A 10,329-nucleotide genomic window follows, 5' to 3' on the forward strand; every position below is an offset into this window, starting at 1 on the left:
TTCACGCGGCGAAGAACTCGGCGAGGCGGGAGAGATCGACGTTGCCGCCGGACACGATCGCGACGACGTTCTCTCCCGATCGCGGAACGACGCGCTCGGCGAGCAGCGCTCCGACGGCCGCGCCGCCGGCCGGCTCCGCAACGAGCCGCGCGCGCGACGCGAGGAAGCGCACGCCGTCGAGGATCACGTCGTCGGGCACGACGACCACGTCGGCGACGAACCTACGGATGATCTCGAGGTTGCGAACGCCCGCGATCGGCGCGGCGAGCCCATCCGCCACGGTCTGAATGCGTTCCAGCGGGACGGGCGAGCCGGCATCGAGAGCGCGCCGCACCGCGTTCGCGCCCTCTGGCTCCACTCCGATCACCCGCGCGCCGGGTCGCTTCGCCGCGACCGCGACGGCGATGCCGGAGATGAGCCCGCCGCCACCGACTCCGACAACGAACAGGTCGGCGTCGGGGAGATCGTCGAGCACCTCGAGGGCGCATGTGCCATGGCCCGCGATCATGCCGTCGTCGTCGTAGGGGTGAAGGAAGTAGGAGCCCTGGCGCTCCTGTATCTCCTTGACGAGCGCACGGAGACCCAGCATGTCCGGCGCGAAGACGATCTCGGCGCCGTAGCCTCGCGTCGCCTCGACCTTCGTCTTGGGCGCGGACTCTGGCATCGCCACCGTGACCTTCGCCCCGACGGCGCGTCCCGCGTAGGCGATGGCCTGCGCTGCGTTCCCGGCGCTCATGGTCACGATCCCGTTCGCGCGCTGCGCGCTCGTGAGGCCCAGGATCGCGTTGACCGCGCCCCGCGGCTTGAACGACCCCGTGCGCTGGAGGTTCTCGGCCTTCAGGAAGGCCTTTGCGCCGCAACGCTCGCCGAGCGACCGGCTCGTCAGGAGAGGGGTTCGGGTGATGTGCGTCGCGACCACGGCGCGGGCGCGTTCGACGTCCGTAAGCGAGACCGTCAGAACACCCTCCCGAGGCAGTGGCCGGTCGTCGGTACCGGTGGGCCCGCTTGGATTCGAACCAAGGACCAGCAGATTATGAGTCCGCCGCTCTAGACCACTGAGCTACGGGCCCTAGGAGTGCCGCCGTGCGAGCTTGCTCGCCCTGGCGGCCGACGACGGGCCCGTCAGCTGAGCGATACGGGCCCACTTGAGCGCATTATCAGCGCCGGATCGTCTGAGGAGGAAAGTCATGGGAGTCGCCCAAAGCGTCATCTCACCCAAGCTGGTCGATCGCGTGAAGGCCATCCTGATGAAGCCGAAGACCGAGTGGCCAGTAATCGCAGCGGAGCAGACGGACATTTCGACGCTCTTCCGGGGCTATGTGATCCCGCTGGCGGCGATCGGACCGGTGGCGACGGCCATCGGCGGCGCGCTCATCGGCACGCCAACGATCGCCGGCGTCGGGGGACGCGTCCCGATCGTCACCGCGATCGTCGGAGCCGTCATCGCCTTCGCCCTCGCACTTCTGGGGACCTACGTCGTGGCTCAGGTGATCGACAACCTCGCGCCGCGGTACGGCGGCACGCGAAACCTGACCCAGGCCTTCAAGGTCTCGGCCTACTCCAGCACCGCGCAGTGGCTGGCGGGGATATTCGCGCTGATCCCCGCCCTCGGCGGGCTCTCGATCCTCGGGCTGTACAGCCTGTACCTGCTGTACCTCGGCCTACCGGTGCTCATGAAGGTCCCTCAGGAGAAGGCCACGAGCTACACCGTGGCCGTGGTGGTCGTCGCCCTGATCGTCCTGCTCGTCATTGCGATCATCAGCGGGATCATCATCGGCGGGGCCGCGATCGCGACCTTGTAGAGGGCAGAAGCAGGGCTGACTGCCGGCCCCGGGCGCCTGCCAGGCGAACCAATTTGCGCTGTCTGTACGTTGTCTTTGCGGAACTCAGGCTATGCTGGGTCGGGCGTCGCGAGGGGAGTCACGTGCACCGCTTCCGCACGTGCGCGTCGTAACCGGGGACGGAAACGACGGGAGGAAGCGCGTGGGAACGGTCATCGCGGTCGCCAACCAAAAGGGTGGCGTCGGTAAGACGACGTGCACGATCAACCTCGGCGGCGCGCTCGCGTCGCTCGGGCATCGCGTTCTCTGCCTCGATCTCGATCCACAGGCGAATCTCACCGTGGGACTCGGCATCGATCTGAACACGGTCGAGAAGAACATCGCGAACGTCCTCATCGACCCCGACCTCAAGCTCACCTCGATCATCCGGCCGACGAAGACGAAGAATCTTGACGTCGCGCCCGCGACGCTCGAGCTCTCATCCGCCGAGGTGGAGCTGTTCAACGCGATCGGTCGTGAGATGGCGCTGCGCGACAAGCTGAGTCAGGACATCGTGCAGCGCTACTCGTACATCCTCATCGACTGCCCGCCGACGCTCGGGCTGCTGACACTCAATGCGCTCGTCGCGGCAAATGGCGTGATCATTCCGGTGCAGACGCAGTACTACGCGCTCAAGGGCGTGGCCGCGCTGCTGAAGATCATCAAGACCGTCCAGGGCCGCCTTAATCCAAAGCTGAGAGTGCTCGGACTCCTGCCGACGTTCTACGACTCGCGCACGATCCTCGGGCGCGACATGCTCGACTCGCTGCGCGAGCTCGGCGATCACCAGGTGTTCGACACCGTGATCCGGCAGTCGGTGAAGATCGGCGAGGCGCCGACAGCCGGCGTTCCCATCACCGTGTATGAGCCGCGGTCGGACGCGGCAAAGAGCTTTGTCGACCTCGCGAGGGAGGTGATCGGTGCTCACAAGTAGTCCGTCGTCACACAGGAAATCATTCCGCGACGCCGGTAATCGGATCTTCCAGCAGGAGACCGAGGCGCAGCCCGGCATCATCAGCCTGCTTGCGGCGCGAACACCGACCGCGGTGCGCGAGCTGCCGCTCGAGAAGGTCATCCCGAACCCGTCGCAGCCACGGATGACCTGGCATGAAGAGACGCTGCAGGAGCTCGCCGCGTCCATCAAGGAACACGGCGTGCTGCAGCCGATCCTTGTCCGGCCGTCGGGCGACCAGTACGAGATCATCGCCGGGGAACGGCGCTGGCGGTCGTCGAAGATCGCGGGCAAGGAGACCATCCCGGCGATCGTCGAACGGTTCGACGACGCAACTGCGCTCGAGATCGCGCTGATCGAGAACCTCCAGCGCGAGGATCTCTCGCCGCTCGACGAGGCCGTGATCTACAAGAAGATGACCGACGAGCTCGGCTACTCGATCCGCCAGCTTGCGGGGAAGCTCGGCAAGGACAAGGGCTACGTAGAGAACCGCCTCCGACTCGCGAGCGCGCCGGACGATGTCCGCGAGATGGTCGCCAAGCGCTACGACACCCTGTCCGCGGCGTACGAGCTGATGAAGCTCGAGGACAAGCGCCGCCGCCGCTCGCTCGCCAAGCAGATCCTCGCCGGTCAGCTGACGCTCATCCGGCTCCACGACCGGGTCGAGCGCATCCTTCACCCGCAGGAGCGCGGCTCGAAAGCCGAGCCGGCGATCCCCGCGCTGCGCGACGACGCTCTCATCACGGCGACGCGGAAGCTGAACGAGGCGCTGACCGAGCTGTCCCGCGCGGCCGGTGACGACGGGAAGCTGACGATCCCGGAGAGCGACCGTCAGAACCTGGCGAAGTTCCTCACGATCTCGCGGGCACGCCTGGACAACCTGGTGGCGCGACTGAAGAGCGGCCGCGCGTGAGCGACCAGCGGCTGTCGGGACGGGGAAGCGTCATGTCCTTCGTCCTGATGACGGGGCTGGTCACCGCGGCCGCGATGGGCCTATTTGTCCTGCTGGATCCCAGGGCGCAGCTGTTCTGGGTGCAGCGGTGGGAAGCGCTGGCCGGGTTCGTCCGCTCGCTGTTCGGAGGCGGCTAGGACTCGAGGCGGACGCTGTTCTGGGCGGTGACGCGCTCGCGCTGGCTGCGGGCGTCGCGAAGGATCGACACGGCCGTCGTGGCGAGGCCGACTGCCCCGAAGAGGAAGATCACGCTGTCGTTCGTCAGTAGTTCAAGCACGTCGCATGTACAAGCAACGCACGTGCCACGAGCAAGCGGCGGGCCGCTCGTTACGGACTGGTAACGGTTTGAGAGAAAAAGGTCACGGCGCCTTCCGCTGAGGTCGCGACTTCTGCACACGGACCTGCGAAACGCGCCGTCCGTCGACGCCGGTGACCTGAAAGCGGTATCCCTCGACCTCGACGGTGTCACCGACCTGTGCCAGCCGGCCCAGCCGGCCGAACACCATGCCGCCGATCGTGTCATACGGCTCGTCATTCAGCTCGAGCCGTACGCGCTCGCGCAGCTCGGCCAGCCCGACCAGGCCGTCCACGAGGTACACGCCGGGGGCTTCCTCGCGGATCGGCGGCGCGGTGTCCTTCTCGAACTCGTCGCCGACCTCGCCGACGAGCTCCTCCAGAACATCCTCGAGCGTCACGAGGCCGGCAGTGCCGCCGTACTCGTCGATGACGATCGCCAGCTGGGCGTGCTGCCGCCGGAACTCGGCGAGCGCCTGGTCAAGACGTAACGTTTCGGGGATCGCCGGCACACGCCGCATGATGTCGTGGGCCTTGGCCTTCGACATGCGATCGACACCGACCAGATCCTTCACATGAACGACCCCGACGATGTGGTCGAGGTCGTCGCGATACACCGGAAAGCGGGAGAGGCGATGCTGCCGCGCCATCGCGATGAGCCCGACGAGATCGAGCTCCTCAGGCACGGCGACGATCTCCGTGCGCGGCACCATGACCTGACGCACGAGCGTGTCGGCGAAGTCGAGCGCGTTCCCGACGATCACACGCTCACTTTCCTGGAGCACGCCTTGACGCGCCGACGCAGCGATGAGCATCTTGAGTTCCTCGTCGCTATGGACGTTCAGGTCGGCGCGTGGCTTGATGCCGATCCAGCGCAGCAGAGAGTTCGCGCTGCCGTTGACGAACCAGATGAACGGGAACATGACTCGATAGAACAGGTCAAGCGGGTACGCACACAGGAGTGCGAGCTGTACCGCCCGCTGGAGTGCGAGGTACTTCGGCGCGAGCTCGCCGACGACGATGTGGACGTAGGTGATCGCGCCGAACGCGAGAAGGAACGCGATGACATGGAACACCGGCTCGGGAAGCCACCGGAAGAGCGGCTCGACGAGCGCCGCGACCGCAGGCTCTCCGATCCAACCGATCGCGAGCGAGGCGAGCGTGACGCCGAGCTGCGCCGCGGAGATGTAGGTGTCGAGGCGCGAGGAGATGTGCGCACCGAGCTTGGCGCGGGCGCTGCCTGCCTTTGCGAGTTCCTGCAGCTGCGTCCCGCGAACGCGAACGAACGAGTACTCGGCCGCGACGAAGAATCCGTTCGCGAGGACGAGAAGGACAGCGATGACGGCGCCCCGAAGTGCCTCGGCCGCGTCCATGCCCGGTGAATTCTCGCACCGAATAGACCTGCGCCGTTCGCGCCTAAACTCAGGTGAATGCACGTGCTGGTGCGGCTATTCGCCTCGTACCGCGAGGCCGCCGGCGTCGGTCGGATGGAGCTGGAATTGCCGCCGGGAGCGACCGTCAAGGACGCGATCGCGAGGATCGTCAAAGACCACCCGCTCATCGCCGAGGGCCGCCAGGTCGTCATCGCGAAGAATCACGAATACGTGGCGCCGGACGAGCCGCTCGCGGACGGCGACGAGGTCGCCCTCATCCCGCCCGTCTCCGGTGGCGCCACGACCGTCGCGCCGATCGTCGTTTCCGGCTCGGCCCTGTCTGTCGACGACGCGCTCGCCGCGGTGCGCGACTCCGGGTTCGGCGGCATCGTCGTGTTCCTCGGGACGGTGCGCGACCGCAGCCGCGGCAAACGCGTGACGCATCTCGAGTACGAGGCCTACGCCGAGATGGCCGAGACGAAGATGCGCGAGATCGCGCAGCGGCTCCAGACCAAGCACGCGCCACTGCGCCTTGTGATGCATCACCGGATCGGCGACCTCGCGATCGGCGACATCGCCGTCATCGTCGCCGCCGGCGCGCCGCATCGAGACGCCGCGTTCACCGCCGCTCGCGCCGCGATCGACGAGCTGAAGACGGTCGTGCCGATCTGGAAGAAGGAGCACTCGGACGATGGGGCGGTCTGGATCGAGGATCATGCCTGAGCTTAAGAATCACTGGCTGATCGTCACGAGCCCCGACAACTACGAGAAGACGCGCAAGCTGCGCTTCACGCAGCAGGGTGTGAAGAGCCGGCACCGGCGCAAGGCCGAGCGCATGGCACCGGGCGATCGCGTGTGCTGGTACCTCACCGGCATCCAAGCGTTCGCGGCGACGGCGACGATCACGTCGCCGTACTTCGAAGGCAGCGAGCCGATCTGGGTGAGCGAGAAGACCGGCGATACGTATCCGTGGCGCTTCAAGATCAAGAAGGATCACGCGGTCGATCCCGATCGCGCGATCAGAGCCGAGTCGCTGCTCGGGAAGCTCACGCACGTGAAGCGCTGGCCGAAGGAGCACTGGCGGCTCGCATTCCAGGGCAACGTCCACGAGCTCGACGCGAAGGACTTCGACGTCATCGAAGCGGCGATCGCCGCGGCAGAGGCCCAGCGGAGCGCGGCCTGACCGCGTTGCGCGGTCTCACCGGGGAGCTCGTCGCGATCTGCGGAGCCGAGCACGTCTTTTCGCAGCCGGACGATCTGCGCGTGTTCGAGTACGACGCGGGCTTCGATCGCCATCCGCCGATCGCCGTCGTCGTACCCGGCACGACTGAGGAGATCGCCGCGTGCGTGAAGGCTGCGGTCCGTGCCGGCGTAGCGGTGGTGCCGCGTGGCGCGGGCACCGGTCTTTCCGGCGGCACGATCGCGTGTGGCGGCGCGCTGGTCGTCGCGACGTCGCGCCTCCGACGCGTGCTCGCGATCGACGCGGTCGGTCAGACCGCCCTCGTCGAGCCCGGCGTGCCGAACCTCCAGATCACGACCGCGGCGCGCGAGGCCGGTCTCTTCTTCGCGCCCGATCCCGCGAGCCAGCGCGTCTCGACGATCGGCGGGAACATCGGAACGAACGCGGGTGGCCCGCACGCCCTCCGCTACGGGTCGATCGTCAATCACGTTCTCGGCGTGGAGATGGTCCTGGCCGATGGCGAGATCGCGGTCTTCGGCGGACGCACCGCGGATCTCCCGGGATACGACTGCGTACCGTTCATCGTGGGCAGCGAAGGGACCATCGGCATCGTGACGAAGGCGTGGGTCCGCTTGCTCCCCCTCCCCGAAGACACGCGCACGTTCGTCGCACTGTTCCGCGACGTCGAGTCCGGCGCCCGAGCCGCGAGCGAGATCATCGCCCGAGGCATCGTTCCGGCGGCGATGGAGATGCTCGACCAGACGACGATCCGCGCCGTGAACGCCGCCTTCGACGCCCACCTGTCGGAGGAGGCTGGGTCGCTGCTGCTGGTGGAGGTCGAGGGCCTCCGCGAGGAGACCGCGGCGGCTGCGTCGGCGATCGTCACGGTGTGCGAGGCGCGGGGCGCGTTCGGCGTGCGCACGGCAGCGACACCGGCGGAGCGCGAGCTCTTATGGAAGGCGCGTAAGCTCGGCTACCCCGCGCTCGCGCGAATCCGCCCGAACAACTATCTCCACGACGCGGTCGTGCCGCGCTCGAAGCTTCCCGAGGTGCTCGCGCAGGTGAACGCGATCGCCGACCGCTACGGCTACGTCATCGCGAACATGTTCCACATCGGCGACGGCAACCTTCATCCGGTGCTGCTCTTCGACGGCGCGGTGGAGCCGATCGAGCGCGTCATGGAGGCCAGCGCGGAGATCCTCAAGGTCGCGATCGACGCCGGTGGGACCCTCTCGGGTGAGCACGGGATCGGACTCGAGAAGAACCACTTCATGTTCTGGGTCTTCGGGCCCGAGGACCTCGACGCGATGCAGCGCGCGCGCGGTGCGTTCGATCCGAACGGCACGATGAATCCTGGAAAGATCTTCCCCGGCGGCTCGACCTGCTCGGACATCCCGACCGAGCGCATCAAGCGCGGCCTCGCTGAGGGCATGTGGGTGTAGCCACGCAGGTCGCGGTCGGTGAGCGAGCGGTCGACGGCATGGTGCCGTCGCGCACGGTGCGGCCCGAGACGACCGAAGAGCTCGCCGGCGTCATCACCGCGGCTGGCGGCGCAGGCGAGGCCGTCGCCCTCTGGGGTGGCGGGACACGCATCGGCGTCGGCGATCCGCCGGAGCGATACGACATCGCGGTCGACCTCACCGGACTCACCGGCATCGTCGAGCACTCGCCGGCGGATCTGGTCTGCACCGTTCGCGCGGGCACGACCCTCGCCGAGCTCGCGAGCGCTCTCAGCGCGAGCGGTCAGCGTTGGCCGGTCGAGGCTCCGCGCCGCGAGCGGGCGACCGTGGGCGGCACGATCGCGAGCGCAGCGGCCGGCCCATCGCGTCTGCGTTACCAGCATCCGCGCGACTGGATCATCGGCTGCACGGCCGTGCTCGGCGACGGCACCATCACCCGCGCTGGCGGACGGGTCGTGAAGAACGCGACCGGGTACGACCTCACGCGCCTGTACAGCGGTAGCTACGGAACGCTCGTCGCGCTCGCCGAGGTGACGCTGAAGCTGATGGCGCTGCCCGAAAGGACCGCGACCCTGCGCGCGACGGCAGCCGACGTTCGCGACGCCCTCCGCGTCGCGGCCGATCTGCGGGCGATGCATCTGCCGCTCGACGCGCTTGCAGTCGTGACGGGCGGCGCAGCCGAACGCGTCGGCGGCTCGCGCACGTGCGTGTTCATCCGCATCGCCGGCCCCGACGCCGCGGTCGAGCGGGTCACGAGCGCGGTGCGTGAACGCTTCGGCGCCACTCCGTTCGACGCCCGCGCCTGGGACGACATCACTTCGCTGCCCGCGACGTCGGATCGGGTCGCGCGGGCCGGGTGGCCCGCGGGCTACGACGTGCCGTCCGGGCTCGACCTTTCGAACGCCCTGATCTATCCCGGCAGTGGCATCGCCTTCGTACTGAGCGCCTTGGATGTCGAGGCGTTCGGCCGCATGCGCGCGAGCCTCGAAGCCGCGGACGGCGCGCTGATCGTCGAACGCGCCGACGCCGACTTCAAGCGCGCGGTGGGTGGAGCGTGGGGCCGTCCGCGCGTTCCGCTGTCGATCGCGCGCGCGCTGAAAGATCGCTTCGACCCGCATGGCGTCCTCGCGCCCGGCCGCGTCCCGTTAGCCTCGAGCACGTGACGCTCGCTCCGCTACGGGCGGTCGAAGGCGGCCTCCGCCAGTGCATCCACTGCGGGATGTGTCTCGAGGCCTGCCCGACGTATCAGATCACTCGGCTCGAGACGGAGTCGCCGCGCGGTCGGATCCATCTCATGATCAACATGCTCGAGGGCGGACCGATCAGCGAGACGACGAAGCTGCATCTCGACCGCTGCCTCGCCTGTCGCGCTTGCGAGGTCGTATGTCCGTCCGGCGTCCCGTACGGCCAACTCATCGAGGCCGCGCGCACGGTCATCTCTGAAGACGCGGCCCCGCGGCGCGGCTGGCTTTCCGGTCGGCTTCGCCGTCTCGCGCTCCTCGTCCTCGCGGATCCGCCATCGCTCGCACGCGCCGCCGCCGTGCTCGGCCTCTACGAACGGCTTGGTATTCGCAGGTTGGCACACGCCATCGGTCTCACGCGCGTGTTGCCGCGCGGCCTGGGTCGCCTCGAGGCGCTCTACCCGCCGTTCGGCCGCCCGCGCTACCGCGCGCCGGTGCCACCGCCCGCACCGCGCGCACGCGTCGCGCTGCTGCTCGGGTGCGTGATGCGCGTCGCGTATGGCGACGTGCATACCGCTGCCGCTCGCATCCTGTCGCGGCAGAATGTCGCCGTCGTCGACGCGCCCGGCCAAACGTGCTGCGGTGCGCTTCACGCGCACGCGGGTGAGCGCGAGGATGCGCGCGCGCTCGCGCGCCGGAACATTGCCGCCTTCGAGGACGCGGAGGTCGACGTGGTCGTCGTCGACGCCGCGGGCTGCGGGGCGCAGCTGAAGGGGTATGGGCATCTGCTCGCCGACGACTCCGTGTGGAAGGCCCGCGCCGCCGCGTTCGCCGCGAAAGTGCGCGACGTCAGCGAATACCTTGTGGAGGTTGCCGGCGAACGGCTCGGACGTCTTGATCTTCGCGCGACGTACCAGGATCCTTGCCATCTCGCGCACGCGCAGGGGATCCGGAAGCAGCCGCGCGACCTCTTGTCGCGCGTGCACGGTCTCGAGCTGCTCGATATGGCCGACGCGGACGTTTGCTGCGGAAGCGCCGGCTCATACAACGTCACGCAGCCGGAGTATTCGGACCGGCTGCTAGCTCGGAAAGTTGATGCGATCCTCGCGACGGGCGC

Annotated in this window: 12 protein-coding genes and 1 tRNA gene; 9 read left to right on the forward strand and 4 right to left on the reverse strand. The window is 68.2% G+C overall.

The window, feature by feature from the left end:
• Position 1: 1 nt before the first annotated feature.
• Positions 2–919, reverse strand: coding sequence for a threonine/serine dehydratase (locus tag VI056_02315; GenBank protein ID HEY6201854.1), 918 nt, complete (start codon positions 917–919; stop codon positions 2–4).
• Between the two features lie 77 nt (positions 920–996).
• A tRNA-Ile gene (locus tag VI056_02320) sits at positions 997–1,070 on the reverse strand.
• 117 nt (positions 1,071–1,187) lie between these two features.
• Here VI056_02320 and VI056_02325 point away from each other — a divergent pair.
• The 4 genes from VI056_02325 (at position 1,188) to VI056_02340 (ending at position 3,861) form a co-directional block, all read left to right on the forward strand.
• A complete protein-coding gene (locus tag VI056_02325; protein HEY6201855.1) occupies positions 1,188–1,802 on the forward strand; it encodes a Yip1 family protein in 615 nt (204 codons plus the stop codon).
• Positions 1,803–1,983: 181 nt separating this feature from the next.
• Positions 1,984–2,754 carry an AAA family ATPase gene (locus VI056_02330; GenBank protein HEY6201856.1) on the forward strand — a complete coding sequence of 257 codons (771 nt, stop codon included), beginning with the start codon at positions 1,984–1,986 and terminating at the stop codon, positions 2,752–2,754.
• On the forward strand, positions 2,741–3,685 hold the full coding sequence (locus tag VI056_02335; GenBank protein HEY6201857.1) for a ParB/RepB/Spo0J family partition protein: 945 nt from the start codon (positions 2,741–2,743) through the stop codon (positions 3,683–3,685). The genes VI056_02330 and VI056_02335 overlap by 14 nt, the downstream gene beginning before the upstream one ends.
• Positions 3,682–3,861 (forward strand): hypothetical protein, encoded by a 180-nt coding sequence (locus VI056_02340; GenBank protein HEY6201858.1) that lies wholly within the window; start codon positions 3,682–3,684, stop codon positions 3,859–3,861. Before VI056_02335 ends, VI056_02340 begins: the two co-directional genes overlap by 4 nt.
• On the opposite strand, the gene VI056_02345 is transcribed toward VI056_02340, so the two are convergent.
• Both VI056_02345 and VI056_02350 read right to left on the reverse strand, forming a co-directional pair.
• The gene (locus tag VI056_02345) at positions 3,858–4,001 is read right to left on the reverse strand and encodes a hypothetical protein (GenBank protein HEY6201859.1); all 144 of its coding nucleotides are present in this window, start codon (positions 3,999–4,001) and stop codon (positions 3,858–3,860) included. The two genes, VI056_02340 and VI056_02345, sit on opposite strands and share 4 nt — an antisense overlap.
• An 82-nt stretch (positions 4,002–4,083) precedes the next feature.
• A complete protein-coding gene (locus VI056_02350; protein HEY6201860.1) occupies positions 4,084–5,391 on the reverse strand; it encodes a hemolysin family protein in 1,308 nt (435 codons plus the stop codon).
• Positions 5,392–5,448: 57 nt separating this feature from the next.
• On the opposite strand from VI056_02350, the gene moaD reads away from it, so the two are divergent.
• The 5 genes from moaD to VI056_02375 form a co-directional block, all read left to right on the forward strand.
• The gene (gene moaD, locus VI056_02355; protein HEY6201861.1) at positions 5,449–6,114 is read left to right on the forward strand and encodes a molybdopterin converting factor subunit 1; all 666 of its coding nucleotides are present in this window, start codon (positions 5,449–5,451) and stop codon (positions 6,112–6,114) included.
• Positions 6,107–6,574: an EVE domain-containing protein gene (locus tag VI056_02360; GenBank protein ID HEY6201862.1), complete on the forward strand. Its 468-nt coding sequence runs from the start codon at positions 6,107–6,109 to the stop codon at positions 6,572–6,574. Before moaD ends, VI056_02360 begins: the two co-directional genes overlap by 8 nt.
• A 5-nt stretch (positions 6,575–6,579) precedes the next feature.
• A complete protein-coding gene (locus VI056_02365) occupies positions 6,580–8,013 on the forward strand; it encodes an FAD-linked oxidase C-terminal domain-containing protein (protein HEY6201863.1) in 1,434 nt (477 codons plus the stop codon).
• Positions 8,004–9,194 carry an FAD-binding protein gene (locus VI056_02370; protein HEY6201864.1) on the forward strand — a complete coding sequence of 397 codons (1,191 nt, stop codon included), beginning with the start codon at positions 8,004–8,006 and terminating at the stop codon, positions 9,192–9,194. The genes VI056_02365 and VI056_02370 overlap by 10 nt, the downstream gene beginning before the upstream one ends.
• Positions 9,191–10,329: heterodisulfide reductase-related iron-sulfur binding cluster (locus tag VI056_02375; GenBank protein HEY6201865.1), on the forward strand; the 1,139-nt coding region annotated here is incomplete at its 3' end. The genes VI056_02370 and VI056_02375, both read left to right, overlap by 4 nt.

It is taken from the genome of Candidatus Limnocylindria bacterium, from assembly GCA_036523395.1.
Classification (GTDB): domain Bacteria; phylum Chloroflexota; class Limnocylindria; order P2-11E; family P2-11E; genus CF-39.